General features: G+C 65.0%; 21 protein-coding genes and 1 pseudogene. 16 read left to right on the forward strand and 6 right to left on the reverse strand.

Annotated features, from left to right (window positions below; genetic code table 11):
• Positions 1-77: 77 nt before the first annotated feature.
• From QK290_RS01870 to QK290_RS01945, 16 genes are all read left to right on the forward strand, one after another.
• Positions 78-953: a VOC family protein gene (locus tag QK290_RS01870; RefSeq protein WP_282329047.1), complete on the forward strand. Its 876-nt coding sequence runs from the start codon at positions 78-80 to the stop codon at positions 951-953.
• Between the two features lie 113 nt (positions 954-1,066).
• Positions 1,067-1,504 carry a hypothetical protein gene (locus QK290_RS01875; protein WP_282329048.1) on the forward strand — a complete coding sequence of 146 codons (438 nt, stop codon included), beginning with the start codon at positions 1,067-1,069 and terminating at the stop codon, positions 1,502-1,504.
• A gap of 212 nt (positions 1,505-1,716) precedes the next feature.
• Positions 1,717-2,133, forward strand: coding sequence for a 30S ribosomal protein S16 (gene rpsP / locus QK290_RS01880; protein ID WP_111909386.1), 417 nt, complete (start codon positions 1,717-1,719; stop codon positions 2,131-2,133).
• A 1-nt stretch (position 2,134) separates the two neighbouring features.
• Positions 2,135-2,377, forward strand: a complete 243-nt coding sequence (locus QK290_RS01885) for an RNA-binding protein (RefSeq protein ID WP_160671756.1) — start codon at positions 2,135-2,137, stop codon at positions 2,375-2,377.
• A 112-nt stretch (positions 2,378-2,489) separates the two neighbouring features.
• Positions 2,490-3,035, forward strand: a complete 546-nt coding sequence (gene rimM / locus QK290_RS01890) for a ribosome maturation factor RimM (protein ID WP_282329049.1) — start codon at positions 2,490-2,492, stop codon at positions 3,033-3,035.
• The gene (gene trmD, locus QK290_RS01895) at positions 3,036-3,911 is read left to right on the forward strand and encodes a tRNA (guanosine(37)-N1)-methyltransferase TrmD (RefSeq protein WP_282329050.1); all 876 of its coding nucleotides are present in this window, start codon (positions 3,036-3,038) and stop codon (positions 3,909-3,911) included. It abuts the gene before it with no gap.
• A gap of 243 nt (positions 3,912-4,154) precedes the next feature.
• Entirely contained in the window at positions 4,155-4,514 is a 360-nt protein-coding gene (gene rplS, locus QK290_RS01900) for a 50S ribosomal protein L19 (RefSeq protein ID WP_056349088.1), read from the forward strand.
• Between the two features lie 84 nt (positions 4,515-4,598).
• Entirely contained in the window at positions 4,599-5,276 is a 678-nt protein-coding gene (gene lepB / locus QK290_RS01905; RefSeq protein WP_282329051.1) for a signal peptidase I, read from the forward strand.
• Positions 5,277-6,173, forward strand: coding sequence for a signal peptidase I (gene lepB / locus QK290_RS01910; protein WP_282329052.1), 897 nt, complete (start codon positions 5,277-5,279; stop codon positions 6,171-6,173).
• Positions 6,174-6,271: 98 nt separating this feature from the next.
• Entirely contained in the window at positions 6,272-6,931 is a 660-nt protein-coding gene (locus QK290_RS01915) for a ribonuclease HII (protein WP_282329078.1), read from the forward strand.
• A 93-nt stretch (positions 6,932-7,024) separates the two neighbouring features.
• Positions 7,025-7,351 carry a DUF2469 domain-containing protein gene (locus QK290_RS01920; RefSeq protein ID WP_111909356.1) on the forward strand — a complete coding sequence of 109 codons (327 nt, stop codon included), beginning with the start codon at positions 7,025-7,027 and terminating at the stop codon, positions 7,349-7,351.
• A 123-nt stretch (positions 7,352-7,474) separates the two neighbouring features.
• Positions 7,475-7,831, forward strand: coding sequence for a YraN family protein (locus QK290_RS01925; RefSeq protein ID WP_185260822.1), 357 nt, complete (start codon positions 7,475-7,477; stop codon positions 7,829-7,831).
• Positions 7,832-9,376 carry a YifB family Mg chelatase-like AAA ATPase gene (locus QK290_RS01930; protein ID WP_282329053.1) on the forward strand — a complete coding sequence of 515 codons (1,545 nt, stop codon included), beginning with the start codon at positions 7,832-7,834 and terminating at the stop codon, positions 9,374-9,376.
• 14 nt (positions 9,377-9,390) lie between these two features.
• Positions 9,391-10,575 carry a DNA-processing protein DprA gene (gene dprA, locus QK290_RS01935; RefSeq protein ID WP_282329054.1) on the forward strand — a complete coding sequence of 395 codons (1,185 nt, stop codon included), beginning with the start codon at positions 9,391-9,393 and terminating at the stop codon, positions 10,573-10,575.
• A gap of 51 nt (positions 10,576-10,626) precedes the next feature.
• A complete protein-coding gene (locus QK290_RS01940) occupies positions 10,627-11,553 on the forward strand; it encodes a tyrosine recombinase XerC (protein ID WP_282329055.1) in 927 nt (308 codons plus the stop codon).
• 275 nt (positions 11,554-11,828) lie between these two features.
• Positions 11,829-12,332 carry a DUF3145 domain-containing protein gene (locus tag QK290_RS01945; protein WP_056349065.1) on the forward strand — a complete coding sequence of 168 codons (504 nt, stop codon included), beginning with the start codon at positions 11,829-11,831 and terminating at the stop codon, positions 12,330-12,332.
• A 153-nt stretch (positions 12,333-12,485) separates the two neighbouring features.
• Here QK290_RS01945 and QK290_RS01950 read toward each other — a convergent pair whose 3' ends face one another.
• The 6 genes and pseudogenes from QK290_RS01950 to QK290_RS01975 form a co-directional block, all read right to left on the reverse strand.
• A complete protein-coding gene (locus QK290_RS01950; protein WP_282329056.1) occupies positions 12,486-13,721 on the reverse strand; it encodes a beta-ketoacyl-[acyl-carrier-protein] synthase II in 1,236 nt (411 codons plus the stop codon).
• A gap of 152 nt (positions 13,722-13,873) precedes the next feature.
• A complete protein-coding gene (locus tag QK290_RS01955; protein ID WP_009359314.1) occupies positions 13,874-14,119 on the reverse strand; it encodes an acyl carrier protein in 246 nt (81 codons plus the stop codon).
• 81 nt (positions 14,120-14,200) lie between these two features.
• On the reverse strand, positions 14,201-15,262 hold the full coding sequence (locus QK290_RS01960) for a beta-ketoacyl-ACP synthase III (RefSeq protein ID WP_282329057.1): 1,062 nt from the start codon (positions 15,260-15,262) through the stop codon (positions 14,201-14,203).
• The gene (locus QK290_RS01965) at positions 15,259-16,188 is read right to left on the reverse strand and encodes an ACP S-malonyltransferase (RefSeq protein ID WP_282329058.1); all 930 of its coding nucleotides are present in this window, start codon (positions 16,186-16,188) and stop codon (positions 15,259-15,261) included. The genes QK290_RS01960 and QK290_RS01965 overlap by 4 nt, the downstream gene beginning before the upstream one ends.
• A gap of 88 nt (positions 16,189-16,276) precedes the next feature.
• Positions 16,277-17,521 (reverse strand): PucR family transcriptional regulator, encoded by a 1,245-nt coding sequence (locus tag QK290_RS01970; RefSeq protein WP_282329059.1) that lies wholly within the window; start codon positions 17,519-17,521, stop codon positions 16,277-16,279.
• Between the two features lie 174 nt (positions 17,522-17,695).
• Positions 17,696-19,185 (reverse strand): annotated as a pseudogene (locus QK290_RS01975) (pyruvate dehydrogenase (acetyl-transferring), homodimeric type); the annotation flags it as partial.

Here is a 19,185-nt window from a genome sequence, read left to right on the forward strand (position 1 = left end):
TGAATTAAATTGAAGCTTCAAGTAAATTAGAGGTATGGCCGCCTTCGCCCCGAAGGCCAACGGACCGGGAGCGTTCAATGACTGCAGAAGCCACCAGCCGGGATCTCCTTCCCGCCGACCTCTCCATGGGCACCGTCATGCTCAAGGTGGGCGACATGAAGCTCATGACCGACTATTACCAGCGCGCACTCGGCCTGGAGGTTGTGGCCGAAGAGGACGGCGGCGTCTACCTTGGCCGCCTTCAACGCCCTCTCGTCCATCTCGCGGCCGCCCCTTCGCTGATCCTGCCTGGCAGGGGAGAGGCCGGGCTGTTCCACACCGCGCTGCTCTTTGACAACCAGGCATCGCTGGCTGCCACGGTGGCCTCTGCAGCCCAATACGAACCCCGGTCCTTCACCGGCAGTGCCGACCACCTCGTCAGCGAGGCCTTCTACTTCAATGACCCCGAAGGCAACGGCATCGAACTGTACTGGGACAGGCCCCGCGAAAACTGGTCCTGGAACGGGAAGGCTGTAGTGATGGACAGCCTGGCACTGCCGCCGCAGCGCTACCTCGAGCAGCACCTGACCCAGGAATCCGTGACCGGCCAGCGGGCCAGCGAAGCCGGCGTGGGCCACGTCCACCTCCAGGTGGGCGACGTCCAGTCAGCGCACGATTTCTACGTGGGCACGCTGGGCTTCGAAAAGACCGCCGGCTGGCACGGGCAGGCGCTGTTTGTCTCCGCTGGCCGGTATCACCATCACATGGCCATGAACGTCTGGAACAGCCGCGGAGCCGGTGCCCGCAAGGACACCCTGGGCCTTGGCGAAGTGCTCATCGAGGTCCCTTCCGGGGATGACGTCGGAGCGCTCGCCGACCGCCTGAAGGTCGCCGGTGTAGCCTCGCACCACACGGGCGCCGTGCTTCGCTTCGAGGACCCGTGGCGCAACAATATCCGTGTCGCCGTCCGCTGAGTGCGGATGCCAAAGGTGCGGCCTGCCTTGTACTAGGCTGATTCTGAACGGCCGGGGCGGCACCTGATGCAGCCCTTCCGGGCCGCACCGTCGACGGAATAAGGGCTGTTCCCATGGGCTTCACTGAAATTTTTGTTTCCACTCACGATGCCGCGCTGAAGCGGGCCGGCGTCCTGGATGCGGGTGGCTCCCCGGCGGGCCAGGGTCTGCGGATTCCCGGAATCAGCGATTTCGAAATCGAGCAGCTTGGCGATCTTGCCGGTGCTGCGGTGCACGCCGGCGGCGCGGACTATGAATTGGCCATGGTAGACGTGGCGAGTGATTCCCTCCTCGGGGTTCCGCCGGCCATGGTGCGTGCGCTGGCGGACCTGCTCAGCTATGAGACTGAGGGGGAGGGTAATGTCCTGGATGACGTCGCTGAAAAGTGGGCCGCCCAGGATGACATGCCCTTCGGCATGGCCGAGGCCCGGACGTACGTCCAGAAGGTCGCCGAGCTGGCGAACTCGATCGACGACGCCGCGCGCACCGGGGTCTACGTCTGGTCGTCCTAGGCCGGACGTGGTCTGCCGGGTCCGCCCCGATGCTCCATTCATACGTGTCAAGTCGAAATCCGGACGCCGATCTGGCACAATAAACAGGTACTCGATCTGCGTGGCCCCTCTCTCCGCGTCTGGATCCTGTCCTTTGAACCCTCAAGTATGGCCCGCCCCACGGGTGCAGAACGTCGGTTTACCCCTTTTCTGAAACAGGAGTGACCACAAAAGTGGCCGTAAAGATTCGCCTTAAGCGCTTTGGCAAGATGCGCGCACCGTACTACCGCATCGTCGTCATGGACGCACGCTCCAAGCGTGACGGCCGTGCCATCGAAGAGATCGGCAAGTACCACCCCACCGAAGAGCCCTCATACATCGAGGTTGACACGGACCGTGCCCAGTACTGGCTCGGCGTCGGCGCACAGCCGTCCGAGCAGGTTGCCGCGATCCTCAAGATCACCGGTGACTGGCAGAAGTTCAAGGGCCTCCCGGGCCAGGAAGGCACCCTGAAGACGAAAGCTCCGAAGGTTGCCTTTGTTGCCCCGGAGAAGGGTTCCGTGATTATCCCGGAAGCCATCACCAAGAAGTCAAAGCAGTCTGACGCAGCCGAGGCCCCGGCCGAAGCAGAGACCACCGAGGCTGAGTAGATTGCTGGCAGAAGCGCTCGAACACCTCGTCCGGGGAATCGTTGATTCGCCTGACGATGTCAAGGTCAGCTCGAAGAACAACCGCCGCGGGGACACCCTCGAGGTTCGTGTTCATCAGGATGACCTGGGACGGGTGATCGGCCGCCAGGGCCGTACCGCACGGGCATTGCGCACCGTTGTGGCAGCACTGGCAGACGGCGAACCGGTCAGGGTCGACGTCGTCGACACCGACCGCCGCCGCTAAGCGCTCGGCAACATCAGTTTTTTGCTCCGGCCCTTCCACCAGCAACGGTGGAGGGGCCGGAGTGCTTTGACCACATCGCCTAATCCGGGCACGATCACAGACAGAGGAACAGATGCAGCTTCAGGTGGCACGAATCGGAAAACCGCATGGAATTCGCGGCGAAGTGACGGTCCAGGTGCTGACCGACGCTCCCGGGGACCGGTTCGTTCCCGGTACGGAGTTTGTGGTGGAGCCTGCATCCGCCGGCGCCCTCATTGTTGAGAGCGCGCGGTGGAACAAGGACATCCTGCTTCTCGCGTTCGAGGGAATCGAAACCCGCAACCAGGCAGAGACCCTGCGTGGCGCCAAGCTCTTCATCGAAACCGAAGAGCTGGACGAGGACGACGACGAAGGCTGGTACGAGCACGAGCTCGTGGGGCTCGAAGCCCGTGTGGGTTCGCGGGTAGTCGGCAAGGTCGCCGCCCTGCACACGTTGCCTGTCCAGGACCTGCTCGTGGTTGAAACACCGGACGGCAAGGAAATCCTGGTCCCGTTCGTGGAGCAGATCGTTCCCGAGGTCAATGTGGCCGACGGTTTCGTCCTGCTGACGCCGCCGGACGGACTCTTTGAGGTCAACGATGCCGAAGCCTCTACCGGTGCCCCGGAGGAAAACGCGTAGATGAGAATTGACGTCGTCAGTATCTTCCCGGAGTACCTGGCGCCCCTGGAACTCTCGCTCATCGGCAAGGCCCGCCAGGACGGCCTGCTGGACCTGCGAGTCCATGATTTGCGTGATTTCACCACGGACAGGCACCGTTCAGTGGACGACACTCCGTACGGCGGCGGTGCCGGCATGGTGATGAAGCCCGAGCCGTGGGCGCAGGCGTTGGCTGCTGTCGCCGGCGCCGGCGCCGGCGCCGGCGCCGGTCAAGCCGAAGCAGACGCCGAGGCCGCAGGGGGAAAGCCCGCCAGGCCGGTACTGATCGTCCCTTCGCCGGCCGGGGAGCGCTTCAGCCAGGCCCTGGCGTATGAGCTCGCCGAAGAGGACCAGCTGGTTTTCGCCTGCGGTCGTTATGAGGGCATTGACGAGCGTGTCACCGAGTGGGCGGAAGAGCACTTCACAGTTCGCCCCATGAGCCTTGGCGACTATGTCCTGAACGGCGGCGAAGTGGCCGTTCTGGCGATGGTCGAAGCCATCGGCAGGCTGCTGCCGGGCGTGGTGGGCAACCCTGATTCGTTGGTGGAAGAGTCACATTCGGACGGGCTGCTGGAATACCCCGTATACACCAAGCCCTCCAGTTGGCGGGGCAGGGAGGTCCCGGCCGTTCTGCTGAGCGGCAACCACGGGAAGATCGCTCAGTGGCGCCGCCACGAGCAGTACCGGCGGACGGCGAAACGCCGCCCGGACCTGCTGGAAACGTTCGACGCCGGGAAGCTGCCACGTGCGGACCGGACGGCTTTTGGCGACCTCGGGTACGACGTCGTCGACGGTCACCTCCGGGCGCGGCGGCAGGCCGGGACCACCCACGACGCCGGAACCGACCCGTCAGCCTGAACCGGCGCGGCAGCGGTCGGCGGCGATTGGCTGTAGGCCCGTGAGTGTGGCAAAATTAGTCTTTGTGTCTGCTGGGTCCGCACCTGCCACAGGGGGAGCGCCACCAACAGCTGGACACCCCGGGACCTTCAATCAGTGAAGGAACCGGACCCACTTAACTTTCGGCGGTAATTCCCGGGGCTTCCGGGCTTGCCCGCCGTGACCCAAAGTGAATGACCAGTGGCGTTCACCAGGAGTGCAATCATGCATATTCTCGATTCCGTAGATGCAGCCTCGCTGCGCACCGATGTTCCCGTCTTCCGCGCGGGTGACACCCTTAAGGTTCACGTGAACATCATCGAAGGCAAGAACTCCCGTGTCCAGGTATTCCAGGGCTTCGTCCTGGGCCGCCACGGCGACGGTCTGCGAGAAACCTTCACCATCCGCAAGGTCTCCTTCGGCGTCGGTGTGGAGCGTACCTTCCCGGTACACTCCCCGATCATCGACAAGATCGAGGTCGTCTCCAAGGGTGACGTGCGTCGCGCAAAGCTGTACTACATGCGCGATCTGCGCGGCAAGGCTGCAAAGATCAAGGAAAAGCGCGACTTCCAGCCCAAGAAGTAAGTCCCCAGGGACCTACAACGCAGGCCCCAGCCGGACCAGGCCAGCGCCGGAGCCCTTCGCAACAGCGCCCCAGGAATACGGATCATGGACCAGACAAAACGCCAGCCCAGAAGAATGGGCTGGCGTTTTGTGTTTCTGGCGGTTCTCCTGGCCGTGGCTGTCAGCGGCCTGGTCCGTTCCCTGTTGCTGGATGTCTACTACATTCCGTCCGAATCCATGGAGCCGGTCCTTGCGGACGGGGACCGTATCCTGGTCTCAAGGACAGACTTCCACACCGAACCCATCCGGCGAGGCGACATTGTGGTCTTCGATGGCAGGGGATCGTTCGCTCCCCTGAACAGTGGGAAGGGCCCCCTTCTGGATTCCGTGGCCGCGGCTGGTCAGTGGCTAGGCCTGGCCGGCAGTGACACCACATATGTGAAGCGAGTGATTGGCCTGCCGGGGGAGACCGTGGTCTGCTGCGATGCAGGCGGAAAGATCACCGTCAACGGTGAGGCACTCGATGAGCCGTACCTGTTCGACGGAGACAGCCCAAGCAAGCAGAACTTCAGCGCGGTGGTGCCGGACGGGAGACTGTGGCTGCTCGGTGACCATCGCTCGGCATCTGCTGATTCGCGCAGCCTGCTCGGTGCGCCCGGCGGTGGCATGGTGCCGATGGACCGTGTCATCGGCAGGCCGGTCCAGATCGTCTGGCCACTTGATAGATTTGCTGCAGTACTACGGCCGCCAGCGGCAGGATCAACAACAGAGGACGCACAGTAAATGCCCGAGAACAATGCCCGGACACCCGAGCCGCCTCGCGACGGCGCCCCCGGTGCCGACGCCGACGGTATGTCCGCCAATACGATTTCCGGCGGCAGGACCTCCGACGGTGTGATTGCCGAAGACGTTATTGCCAACCGCGGCGACTCAGATGATGTGGCGGTCGGCAGCCCGTCGGCGCCATTGTCCGGCAGGCGATCCGCGGCTCCGACTACAGAGCCCGCCGCGCCCAGCCAGCTCTTTGTCTGGCTGAAGGAGGTTGCCACAGTGGTAGTGATCGCCGTGGTGCTGTCCTTCCTGATCAAGACCTTCCTGTTCCGCGCGTTCTATATTCCGTCAGAATCCATGGTCAGCACCCTGGACGTCAACGACCGCATCTTCGTGAACCTTCTTGTTCCGGAGCCGTTTTCCCTCTCTCGCGGCGACGTTGTGGTGTTCCGTGACACCAAGGGCTGGCTGAGCACCGTGCCGGATGAAGCGAAGGGACCATTCACCTGGGTCCAGGACGGCCTGACATTTGTGGGACTGCTCCCGGACAACTCCGAGCAGCACCTCGTCAAACGAGTGATCGGGCTCCCCGGTGACGAGGTGATCTGCTGCGATGACGGCGGTAAACTGACCATCAACGGATCCCCTCTTGATGAGACCTATGTCAACGGGGCTGAAGTGCCGCAGATCCGTGCCTTCGACGTCGTTGTTCCGGAAGGAAAGGTCTGGGTCATGGGCGATAACCGGAACCACTCCGCGGATTCCCGTTCGCACATGGAGTCCAATGGCGGATTCGTCGACCTCGTGGACGTGGAAGGCAAAGCCGCCGTCATCGCGTGGCCGCTGAACCGGATCACGGTCCTTGACAACTATCCGGCCGTCTTCCGGAACGTGCCTGCGGGAGGCTAGCAGTGTCCGCAGTGAGGCCGGCCATTCCGGCTCCGGCTCCGGCCTCAGCCACGGCTCCGGCCCGCCTTACGTCCAGGGTCCGCTCCAAAGCACCGACACTGCGGCACGAGCGGACCTTCAAAGCGCAAGGCGCCCGCTACCTGGCGGGCGTGGACGAAGTGGGACGCGGAGCGCTGGCAGGACCTGTTAGCGTCGGGATCGCCGTCGTGGACCTCCACACCCAGAAGTCCTTGGCCGGTGTGCGGGACAGCAAGCTGCTCAGCCCCGCCGAACGGGAGAGGCTGGAACCCCTGGTCCGACGCTGGAGCGTTGCGTCCGCCGTCGGGCACGCTTCCGCGCGCGAGATCGACGCGTTGGGCATCATTGCTGCGCTGCGGCTGGCCGGTACACGCGCCTGGCAGGACATCCTTGCGGCTGGCATCAGCCCGGATGTGGTGCTCCTCGATGGCAGTCACAACTGGCTCTCGCCCGCCGGGCAGCCTTCCCTGTTTGACGAGCCACCGGTCGGCTTCGCATGCACTGCCCCCGTCCACACGAAGGTCAAGGCGGACATGCAGTGCCTGAGCGTGGCCGCCGCCAGCGTGATTGCGAAGGTGGAACGCGACGAGCAGATGCGCGGCCTGCACAGTGAGTACCCGGAGTTTGGCTGGGACGTCAACAAGGGCTACGCCACCGCAATTCACCGGGACGCGCTCCGCGCTGCTGGCGCCACGCCGTACCACCGGGTCAGTTGGAACCTCCTGGGCGGCGAATTCTGATTCCTTGCCGTTCTGGTGCCTGTCGCACTGGTGTAGGGCTCATGGGGCGCGGACGCTGCGAGTGCGGCGCCCCGGATAGTGCAAGATGGAAGCATGAGTGCTGAGGATCTTGAAAACTATGAAACCGACATGGAGCTGCAGCTCTACCGGGAATACCGCGATGTTGTCGGGCTCTTCAGCTACGTTGTCGAGACCGAACGCCGCTTTTACCTTGCAAACCACGTTGACCTGCAGGCCCGAAGCGCCGACGGCGAAGTCTACTTCGATCTGACTTTGCAGGATGCCTGGGTGTGGGATGTGTACCGTTCGGCACGGTTCGTCAAGACTGTCCGCGTCCTGACGTTCAAGGATGTCAACGTCGAAGAACTGCCCCGCAACGAGGAACTCGCGCTGCCGAAGGATGTTGACCTCGGCAACTGAGGCAGGCCCACTGTTCCTCCACAGCACTGCTGTATTGGGGCGATTTTCCGAGGTTACGCACATACACCAGTAGCCTCCTGTCCTCTGCTGTCCTGCCATTGCAGGCTGGTTGCGGAGGTAGAAATGAAATCCAAAGACCTGTTGGGCCGGCGCGGCGAGGAGCTCGCTGCCGGCTATCTTGAATCGCTCGGCATGCTGGTGGTGGAACGCAACTGGCGCTGCACCGAAGGTGAAATAGACATTGTGGCCCTCGACGGGGACTCCTTGGTGATTGCAGAGGTAAAGACCCGCCGTTCCCTGGACTATGGGCACCCGTTCGAAGCCGTGGGGCCGGACAAACTCGCCCGGCTGCATCGGCTTGGTTCGGCGTGGTGCCGGGACCGGGAGCTGCGGATGCCGCTACGGCGCGTGGACGTCATTGCCGTGGTGGACGACGGCGCCGGCGAACCCCTGGTGGAACACCTCAAAGGGGTGGGGTAGATGGCGCTGGGCCGGGCCTACTCCGTGGCGCTGGTGGGTTTGAACGGGTACATTGTCGAGGTGGAAGCCGACATCGGCCAGACTTTGCCGGCATTTGTGATCCTGGGCCTGCCGGATGCCGCGCTCAACGAAGCCAAGGAGCGGATACGTTCCGCTGCAAAAAATTCCGGAATTCCGTTAAGCCGGCGGAAGATCACGGCCAACCTCATCCCGGCGTCGCTGCCCAAACGTGGTTCCGGCTTCGACCTTGCCGTGACCATGGCAGTCCTGAGGGCCGCGAATGACATCAAGCCCACCGGACAGACCGTCTTCATTGCCGAACTCGGGTTGGATGGCCGGCTGCGGCCGGTGCGCGGGATCCTGCCGGCAGTGATGGCATCGGTGCAGGCCGGCTATCCGGACGTGGTGGTGGCACACGCCAACCTCGGCGAGGCGTCACTGGTTCCCGGAGCCAACGTCCGCGGATACCGGACGCTGGCGCGGCTTGCGCTCGATTTCGGTGCCGACCCGCAGGAGCTCGCACTGGACTTCGAACCGGAGGACGAGGCCGCGCACTGCTATTCCGAACCGGGGGCTCAGACAGTACCTGACATGGCAGACGTCTCCGGCCAGGGCGAAGCCAGACGTGCACTCGAGGTGGCCGCGGCCGGGGCACACCATCTGCTCCTGACCGGACCCCCGGGAGCGGGCAAGACCATGCTGGCCGAAAGACTTCCCGGTCTCCTGCCTGACCTTGCTGACAATGAGGCCATGGAAGTCACCGCCATCCACTCGCTCTGCGGTCTTCCCTCATCCGCCGTTCAGCTTGTGCGGCGGCCGCCGTTCGAAAATCCGCATCATTCGGCCACGGCGGCCGCCATCATCGGTGGAGGATCGGGGTTGCCCCGGCCGGGTGCGGCCTCCCGGGCCCACCGCGGGGTCCTATTCCTGGACGAGGCCCCGGAATACGAACGCCGGGTCCTGGACGCCCTTCGCCAGCCCCTGGAGAGTGGGGAGCTGGTCATACACCGCTCGGCAGGCACAGCGGCCTATCCTGCACGGTTCCAGCTGGTGCTTGCCGCCAACCCCTGTCCCTGCGGCAAGGCTTCGGGGAAAGGCCTGGACTGCACGTGTACGCCGATGATGCGGCGCCGGTACGTGGCCAGGATGTCCGGTCCGCTGCTGGACCGGGTTGATATCCAGCTGCAGGTGGAGCGCGTGTCACTGGCCGCCTTCGGCCAGGCGGGCGCCGAAGAAGATACAGCCGCCGTGGCCCGGCGGGTCGGCGCCGCACGCCGGCGGCAGGCCGAACGGCTGCGGCCGCTCGGGATGGATACGAACTCGCAGGTGCCCGGCCGGATTCTCCGCGGGGCCCTGCGGTTGCCGGCCGGCGCCACGCGGATCCTGGACCACTCACTGGAGCGGGGCGTGCTGACCGCCAGGGGTTATGACAGGGTCCTGCGGCTGGCCTGGACACTGGCGGACCTGTCGCACCGCGACATGCCCGACACCGACGACATCGGCCAGGCCCTTGGCCTCCGGCAGGCTGCCTCGGCAGCTGCGTGAAGGAAGAGAACCACATGGACAACGAACGGATCGCCCGGGCCGCCCTTTCGCGGCTGATGGAACCCCAAGACGCGGCCGGACTGGCCCTCGTGCAGGCTACCGGCGCACCCGACGCCTTGAAAATTGCCACGGGCCAGGCGGCCGCCGGCCCGGCACTGGAGCGGGAGATCACCGGACTGCTGGCGGACAACGGCGCCGGAACCAGCTGGGCGGGGATGGCTGCCTGCCTCAAACGCTGGGCTCCCCGCATTCCGGATCTGGCGCCCGATCGTGACCTGGCCACCATGGAACGCCTTGGCGGCCGGCTGATTGTCCCGGGTGACGACCTCTGGCCTGCCCAGCTTGGCGACCTTGGGATGCAGGAGCCCATCTGTCTGTGGTGGCGGGGCTTGGAACAGGAGCTTCCCGGTCCCGCCCGGAGCGTGGCGCTTGTGGGGTCCCGCGACAGCACCAGCTACGGCGCGGCGGTGACCGGGGACCTGGCCTACTCCCTGGCACAGCGGGGCTTCACCGTGGTTTCCGGGGGCGCGTACGGCATCGACGCCCACGCGCACCGGGCAGCACTGGCCGGGGGATCAGTGGCGGTGCCTACGATCGCGGTGATGGCTGGTGGTGTGGACCGGTTCTACCCGTCCGGAAACGAGGATCTTCTGCGGGCGGTCTGCAACCAGGGAGCGGTTCTCGCCGAGGTGCCGCCGGGATCGGCGCCCACCCGCTACCGCTTTCTCCAGCGGAACAGGCTGATCGCGGCCCTGGCTGCCGTGACGGTTGTGGTGGAAGCCCGCTGGCGGTCCGGTGCGCTGAATACGGCCCACCACGCGGAGAGCCTTGGACGGGCGGTGGGAGCTGTACCGGGGTCGGTGCACAGCGCCAACTCCGCCGGCTGCCACCGGCTGCTCCGGGATGGCGGCGCTGTCTGCGTGACTGACGCCGCGGAGATCGCCGAGTTGGCCTCCCCAAGCGGCCTGGGGCTTGCGGAGCCCGGATCCACGCATGCGGCCGACCATGACGGACTGACCCTGGAGGACCTGATACTTCTTGACGCCCTGCCGTTGCGGTCCACCACATCCGTGGACAAGCTCTGCGCAGTTGCCGGCCTCAGCGCGGACTCCGTGCGGGCCGGGTTAGGCAGGCTAGGCCTGCTGGGGCTCGCAGCTTCAGAAAGAGGCGGCTGGAAACGGGCCAAGGAATCCGTGTAGTTGGCTGTGTCCGGCACGGCATTGCCCACGGACTTCTGGGACAGTGGAAGAGTGGAGAATCAGGAACTGACCTTCGAGTTTGAGCAGGCACTTGCAGACTTCGGCAGATACCTGACCGCCGAGCGGGCCCGGTCCGGGCATACCCTTCGGGCATACCTGTCCGATCTTCGAAGCCTCCTGGAATACGCCGCCTCCGAGGGCGTCACGGATCTGCCGGGCCTGGAGCTGGGTACTCTCCGACGCTGGCTCGGGGCGCAGAGCCAGGCCGGGATATCCCGGGCCACCCTTGCGCGGAGATCCGCCACAGCGCGTTCCTTCACCACATGGGCCATGAGGGAAGAGCTCATCGAGACCGATCCTGCCCTCCGTCTCAGGGCTCCCAAAGCGGAAAAGTCACTGCCCGGGGTGCTGCAGTCCCAACAACTCCTCAGGCTGCTGAACAGTCTGGAAGAAGCCGCGGCTGACGGGTCACCGGTGCCGGTGCGCAACCGGGCCATGGTGGAGCTCCTATACGCCACGGGGCTGAGGGTGGGGGAGCTGGCCGCCTTGGATGTGGACGATCTCAACCCGGACCGCCGGACCCTGCGGGTGGTCGGCAAAGGCAACAAGGAACGGACGGTTCCCTACGGCGTCCCGGCAGCTGTGGCCGTGGACGACTGGCTCCGCAGGGCCAGGCCGCTCCTGGCCACCGGCCACAGCGGACCGGCGCTTTTCCTGGGCGCCAGAGGAAACCGTGTTGACCAGCGCCACGTCAGGACCGTGGTGAATGCACTCTTCGAAGCTTTGGGCGACACCTCAGCAACCGGTCCGCACGCGCTGAGGCATACTGCGGCAACGCACCTGCTTGATGGCGGCGCGGATCTTCGTGCGGTCCAGGAAATCCTGGGCCACAGCAGCCTCGCCACCACGCAGATCTACACCCATGTGTCCGTTGAGCGGCTCCGGAGCAGCTACCAGCAGGCCCATCCCCGGGCCTGAGAACCGGGGATTCCCGCCAACGCGGGGTAATTCCAGGACCGTGTCACCTATGCCGAATCGCACTGGCGTAATTACGCGGCGTACGGCACAATTAGAGTCACGTCCGGCAACTTTCAAGTTTCGCTTGAAGCTCTTTCGCTTCGTGCGTCACCCGCAAGTCCGGACACAGCTTAATAATCAGGCAGGGAACACCACCGCTGGAACATACAGCACCGGGCAGTTTCATCCAGGCAGAGGTCGTTGGGGAAGACGTACCTACAGCCATGGAGGATGGAATGTCTGTTGCAATGACCCGCGGTGTGCTGTTTGTTCACTCAGCCCCTACAGCACTGTGCCCGCACGTTGAGTGGGCCATTGGATCCGTCGTGGACAAGCGGACGGATCTAGAGTGGACCCCTCAACCCGCCGCGCCCGGAATGTTCCGCGCCGAACTCTCCTGGACAGGAACCCCGGGCACCGGATCGCTGCTGGCATCCTCCCTTCGCGGTTGGGCCCATCTGCGCTACGAGGTCACCGAAGAGCCGAGCCAGGGCGTTGACGGCGGCCGCTGGTCGCATACCCCCGAATTGGGAATCTTCCACGCCACGACGGATGTCCACGGCAACATCATGGTCTCAGAGGACCGCATCCGTTACGCCTACGAATCGGGCGCCGGCGATCCTTCCGCCGTGTACCACGAGCTCTCCCTGGCCTTGGGTGAGGCGTGGGACGAGGAGCTCGAGCCGTTCCGCCACGCAGCCGAGGGCGCACCGGTCCGCTGGCTGCACCAGGTGGGCTGATCGCCGTCGGACATCGCTCTGTCGTACTACCTCTCCGCTGTCCCGGCATAAGCCGTGCCGGATCGGAATGCGGCGCTCCATAGCAAAAGCAGAGGCCCGCCGCGTGGCGGGGCCTCTGCTTTGTCTGCGGTACTTGCTGTTCCCTTGCTGCTGCTACACGCTGCGGACAGCGATCACGGCGTTGTGGCCGCCGAAGCCGAACGAGTTGCTCAGCGCCGCGATGTCACCCGCCGGCAGATCCCGCGCCGACGTGACGACGTCGAGCGGGATCTCCGGGTCCTGGTTCTCAAGGTTGATGGTGACCGGGGCCTTGCGGTGGTACACGGCCAGCACAGTGAGCACGGCCTCCACGGCACCTGAGGCACCCAGGAGGTGGCCCATCTGTGACTTGGTGGCGGACACCGCGACGTTGTCGAGGTGGTTCCCCAGCGCCGAGCGGAGGGCCGTGTACTCCGGCTTGTCACCTACGGGAGTGGAGGTAGCGTGCGCGTTGACGTGCACAACGTCCTCGGCCTGGATCCGGCCGTCGAACATGGCGGCCTTCAGCGCGCGGGTGGCGCCCAGGCCCTGGGGGTCCGGGGCTGTGATGTGGTACGCGTCCGCCGTAACAGAGGTGCCGGCCAGTTCACCATAAATGCGGGCGCCGCGGGCAATGGCGTGTTCTTCAGCTTCGAGCACCAGCGCGCCGGCGCCTTCGCCCATCACGAAGCCGTCGCGGCCCAGATCGTAAGGGCGTGAGGCGCCCTGGGGGTCGTCGTTGCGGCGGGAGAGCGCCTGCATGGACGAGAACGCGGCCAGAGGCATGGGGTGGATGGCTGCCTCGGCGCCGCCGCACATTACTACGTCGGCCTTGCCGGAGCGGATCAGCTCCAGGCCCAAATGAAGGGCCTCCGTGCCCGACGCGCAGGCCGAAACCGGGGTGTGGGCGCCGGCACGGGCGCCAAGGTCGAGGCTGACGGCTGCTGCAACGCCGTTGGGCATCAGCATGGGCACCGTCATGGGCAGGACGCGGCGCGGGCCTTTTTCCTTCAGCGTGTCCCACGCGTCCAGCAGGGTCCAGACGCCGCCGATGCCGGTGGCGAAAGCGACCGCAAGGCGGTCGGGGTCAATCTCGGTGATGCCGGAATCTGCCCAGGCTTCACGCGAAGCTATGACACCGAACTGGGTGGAGGGGTCCATCCGCTTGGCCTCTACGCGGCTCAGGACCTCCAGGGCGGGAGTGGAGCAGCGCGCAGCGAAGTGAACCGGCAGTTCGTATTTGGCAACCCAGTCGTCTTCCAGCGTGCGGGCGCCGGAGACCCCTTTCAGCGCGTTGTTCCACATGGTGGGTACGTCGCCGCCGATGGGCGTCGTGGCACCCAGACCGGTAATGACTACTTTGCGTGTCATTGGATCACTCTCTGTCGGTGGGCAGGCCGTATCCGGTTGTCCGGCGGGGTCCCGCGTGTGGGGCAGTTGGCTGCCGAAAAATGTGGTGGGCTGCCGGTCCGGCCTGAGCACGGACCGGCAGCCCAGTCAGCCATAAGGGGCTGAATCCTTGACTAGGCCTGTGCGCCGGCGATGAAGCTGACAGCGTCGCCGACGGTCTTGAGGTTCTTGACCTCTTCGTCCGGGATACGCACGCCGAACTTCTCTTCGGCGTTGACCACGATGGTCATCATGGAGATGGAGTCGATGTCCAGGTCCTCGGTGAAGGACTTGTCCAGCTCCACAGCCTCGGGGGCAAGACCGGTTTCTTCGTTGACGATTTCAGCCAAGCCGGCCAGGATCTCTTCGTTGCTAGCCATTGATGGCTCCTTTTCTTGTTATTGCCGGCAGGGGGTGCCGGAAACGGTGCAGTCCGCGGATGCGGCCTGTGTGGGACGTTCCTAAGGAAGGACGATTACCTGGGCACCGAAGACCAGCCCGGCGCCGAAGCCGATCTGGAGCGCGAGGCCGCCGCTGAGCTCAGGGTTTTCCTTGAGCAGGCGGTGGGTGGCCAGGGGAATGGAGGCCGCCGAGGTGTTTCCGGCATCTGCGATGTCCCGGGCCACAGTCACGGATTCGGGAAGTTCCAGTTTCTTGACCATCTCGTCGATGATCCGCATGTTTGCCTGGTGCGGAATAAAGGCGACGAGGTCTTCAGCCTTGACGCCAGCGGCCTCCAAGGCCTGCTGTGCCATTTTTGCCATTTCCCAGACCGCCCAGCGGAAGACCGTCTGCCCGTCCTGGCGGAGTGTGGGATAGAGTTCCTGCGCTTCTTCAAGGAGGGCAAAGTCGCCCGGCTCGTCGGACTGGCGGGCCGCCATGCTGAGGTCGCGGACATCGAGGATGGAACGGGTCATGCCGATCGCGTCCCACTTGCTGCCGTCCGACCCCCACACCGAGGGTCCGATTCCGGGGGTGTCCGAGGGGCCGATGACAACAGCACCCGCGCCGTCGCCCAGCAGGAAGGAGATGGTGCGTTCCCGGTTGTCGATGACGTCGGAAAGCTTCTCCGCGCCAACCACCAGCACGTAGGTGGCGGTGCCGGAACGGACCAGGGCATCAGCCTGGGCGATGCCATAGCAGTATCCGGCGCAGGCGGCCGAGATATCGAAGGCAGGCGCCGGCGTCGCACCGATGCGGTCCGCCAGGGCGGCGGCAGCCGACGGTGTGGCGTAAGGGTGGGTGACGGTGGAAACGATGACAGCACCAAGCTGGGACGCTTCGATGCCTGCCTGCTGCAGGGCCTCCCGGGCGGCGCCCTCTGCCATGTCGACGACGCTGACGTCGGCAGCGGCCCGGTGCCGGGTCACGATGCCGGTCCGCTGGCGGATCCATTCGTCCGAGGAATCAATCCACTGGCAGACGTCGTCGTTGGTGACGATGACGTCAGGCCGGAAAGCCCCGAGGCCGATGATGCGGCTGTATTCGTTGACGGGAACCTGTTTCAGCGTGGGAACGCTCATGCATTTCCCTCCAGTTCTGCGAAGAGTGCCAGTGCGGCCGTGAGGTCGTCCGGGGTTTTTACTGCAACGGTCTTGACGCCGGGCATGCCGCGCTTTGCGAGCCCAGCCAGCGTACCGGCCGGAGCCAGCTCAATGACACCGGTCACGCCGCGCTGCACAAGGGTTTCCATGCAGAGGTCCCAACGGACCGGCCGGGAGACCTGCGCGATGAGGCTCCCGACGGCGGCGCCGCCGTCGGTCACTTCCCGGCCGTCAAAGTTCGACAGCAGGGGCACCTGAGGCTTCTGCGGCTTGAGGCCCGGCTTGAGCGCCTCAAGGGCGCTCACGGCGGGGGACATGTGTGAGGTGTGGAACGCTCCGGCCACCTTTAGCGGGATGACGCGTGCCTTGGCCGGCGGGTTGTCCGCAAGGGCCTTGAGCTGTTTCAAGGTTCCGGCTGCCACGGTCTGGCCCGCGCCATTGACATTGGCCGGTGTTGCGCCGGTAGCCTCGATGGCGGCCAGGACCTCGGCAGGGTCCCCGCCCACCACAGCACTCATGCCGGTGGGGGTGACGGCAGCGGCGGCGGCCATGCTGTTGGCGCGTTCACGGACGAACGTCATGGCTTCCTGCTCGGTGAGCACGCCGGCGAGTGCCGAGGCGGTGATTTCACCAACGGAGTGACCGGCAAGGATCACCGGAAGCGTGCCGAGCTCGACGTCGAACAGCGACTTTGCGGCGACCAGTCCGGCGGCAACAATCAGGGGTTGCGCGACCGCGGTGTCCTTGATGGTGTCCTCGTCAGAGGTGGTCCCGTGGGCGGTCAGGTCGATGCCTGCGATCTCACTGAGGGTAGCCAAATGGCCTGCCACCGAAGGCAGTTCCAGCCAGGGGGCCAGAAAACCCGGGGTCTGTGAGCCCTGTCCAGGGCAGACTATTGCAAGCACGTATCCAGCTTTCCAAATTACGGGGTCATCCAGGGGTGTTTGTCTGTACCAAGCTCAAGGGGTCAGATTGTAGGAAGTCTACAACGACTTATGTCTGATTCCGCGCCGGATGACGCTCTTGCGGGGCTTTTGGCGGTGCCGAAAGCCGGCCGACTACCAACGCCGCCTGCAGGACAAACGCCTCCCGGGGAAGAAGCGGATCCCAGCCCGTGACGTCGCAGACGCGCTTGAGCCGGTACCTGACGGTGTTGGCGTGGACAAACAATTCACGGGCAGTTGCCTCGAGGGAATGACCCAACTCCAGGTACGTGCCCAGGGTCTCGACCAGCCCGTTGGAGGCCGCGACCAGCGGACGGTAGATGTTCTTCACCAAGGATCGGCGCGCAGCTTCGTCACCCGAGATGACGCGTTCGGGCAACAGATCATCGGCGGCTACAGGCCGGGGAGCGGCGGGCCACGCCCTCGCGGCGGTCAGGCCGGCAAAGGCTGACTGCGCTGATCCGCTGGCCTCCAACAGGGAACCGGCTTCCGGGCCGTAGACCACCGGGCCGGGGGCGAACATTTCGCTGAGTTTCAGGTACGCGGTCTCCCGGTCCTGGACGCCGCCAAGGATCAGAATCAGCCGGTCGCCCTGGATACCCACCAGCGCATCCTCGGCGTAGCGGCCCGCCAGTCGACGCAGCTCGCTGACATAGCTGGCACTGGGTTCAGACGGCGAATTGCCCACCATTACGGTGAACCTTTCCTGTGCCTTCCAACCCAGGGCGGCGATCCGGGAACGCAGCGCGTCCGTGTTTTCGCCACGAAGGATGGCGTCCACGATCAGCGCTTCCAGCCGCGTATCCCAGGAACCGCGGGATTCTGCTGCCCTCGCGTAGACGTCAGCCGCCGCGAAGGCCACTTCCCGTGAGTAACGCAGTACCGCCTCGCGGAGGGAGGGCTGGTCAGCTTCGGGGGCGATCACCGGCACCTGGTCTTCCACCACTTCAACCACGATCCGGATGAGCTGGAGCGCTTTCTGGAGGCTGATGGAACGCGTCAGCTCCGTGGGGGCCGTCCCAAAAACGTCGGAGAGGATCCACGATGGCGAGCTGGGCCGCTCATACCAGGTGACAAACGCAGCGATGCCGTTCTGCGCCACCATTCCCAGCGCCGAGCGCTCATCGGAGCTGAGCCGGGAATACCACGGCAGCGATTTCTCCAGCTGGCGAAGGGTGGTGGTGGAAAGCTGGCCCACACTTGCCCGGAGCTTTTTCAGGGTTTCGGATTTCTCCGGTGTCATGCTGCGCGAGGACGGCTTGCGCTTCACGGGCGGGGTGGTTGGCTCTGGCATCCCTCGAGCATACGGTGCCTGCCCGGCAAGCTCCATTTGTGCGAAGGCTACAACCTTGTCGGACCTGCATCACAGGCGGTCTCCTGTACAGAAACCCAGGGAACGACGACGGCGACCCTCGCCTTTCGGTGAGGGTCGCCGTCGTCGTTCATTTCCGCTGTCAGCAGGAGTTGATCAGGACTCGCCGCCCGCGTTGCCGGTGGAGCCGGCGTTGACGTTGTGCAGCTTGTATTTCTCGATTGCCTGGGCCGGGGCCAGGGCGTCAACTTCGCCACGGCGGGCCAGCAGTTCCAGAGAACGGACCACGATGGAGTGGATGTCGTTCTTGAAGAATCGGCGGGCAGCCGCACGGGTGTCGGAGAAGCCGAAGCCGTCAGCTCCGAGCGACGCGAACTCGTTCGGTACAAACTGGCGGATCTGGTCCGGAACGGCCTTCATATAGTCCGAGACCGCAACTACGGGCCCTGTGGCACCGGCAAGCTGCTGCGTGACGAACGGGACGCGGGCGGGCTTGCCCGGGTTCAGGAACGCCTCTTCCTCGGCAGCCATACCGTCGCGGCGCAGTTCGTTCCAGGACGTCACGGACCAGACGTCGGCGGAAACGCCCCAGTCCTCGGCGAGCAGCCGCTGGGCTTCAATGGCCCAGGGAACCGAGACGCCGGAGGCCAGGATCTGGGTCCGGGGACCGTCGATCTTCGCCGGAGCCGCGAGGTAGATGCCCTTGAGGACACCTTCCACGTCGAGATCCTCCGGTTCCGCCGGCTGCGTGATGGGCTCGTTGTAGACCGTGATGTAGTACATCAGGTTCCGGTCAGCCGAATCGGGCCCATACATGCGCTCGATGCCGTCCCGGATGATGTGGCCCATCTCGTACCCGTAGGCCGGGTCGTAGGTGACCACTGCCGGGTTCGTGGAGGCCAGCAATGGGGAGTGGCCGTCGGCGTGCTGCAGGCCTTCACCGGTCAGAGTGGTCCGGCCGGCGGTGGCGCCGATGATGAAGCCGCGGGCCATCTGGTCCCCGGCGGCCCAGAAGGCGTCACCGGTGCGCTGGAAACCGAACATGGAGTAGAACACGTAGACCGGAATCAGCGGGACGCCGTGGGTGGCGTAGGCGGTGCCGGCGGCCGTAAACGCCGCAACGGCGCCGGCTTCGTTGATGCCGGGGTGGATCAGCTGGCCCTGGGCCGATTCCTTGTAGGCCAGGACCAGGTCCCGGTCCACGGACAGGTAGTTCTGGCCCTTGGGGTTGTAGATCTTCGCCGTGGGGAAGAACGCGTCCATGCCGAAGGTCCGGGCCTCATCGGGGATGATCGGCGCGATGTGCTTGCCGAAGTTCTTGTCCCGCATGAGGTCCTTGAGGAGCCGGACAAACGCCATGGTGGTGGCAGCTTGCTGCTTGCCGGAACCGCGCTTGGCAACCTCGTAAGTTTTTGCCTCGGGGAGGGCGATCTCCTGGTGCTTGGAACGGCGCTCAGGAACAGAACCGCCCAGCTGGGCACGGCGTTCCATCATGTACCGGATCTCGGGCGCATCGGTGCCCGGGTGGAAGTACGGAGGCTGGTACGGGTCCTTCTCCAACTGCTCGTCAGTAACCGGAATCCGCAGGTGATCGCGGAACTTCTTCAGGTCATCGAGGGTGAGCTTTTTCATCTGGTGGGTCGCGT

It is taken from the genome of Pseudarthrobacter sp. AL07 (genome assembly GCF_029960665.1).
GTDB lineage: Bacteria > Actinomycetota > Actinomycetes > Actinomycetales > Micrococcaceae > Arthrobacter.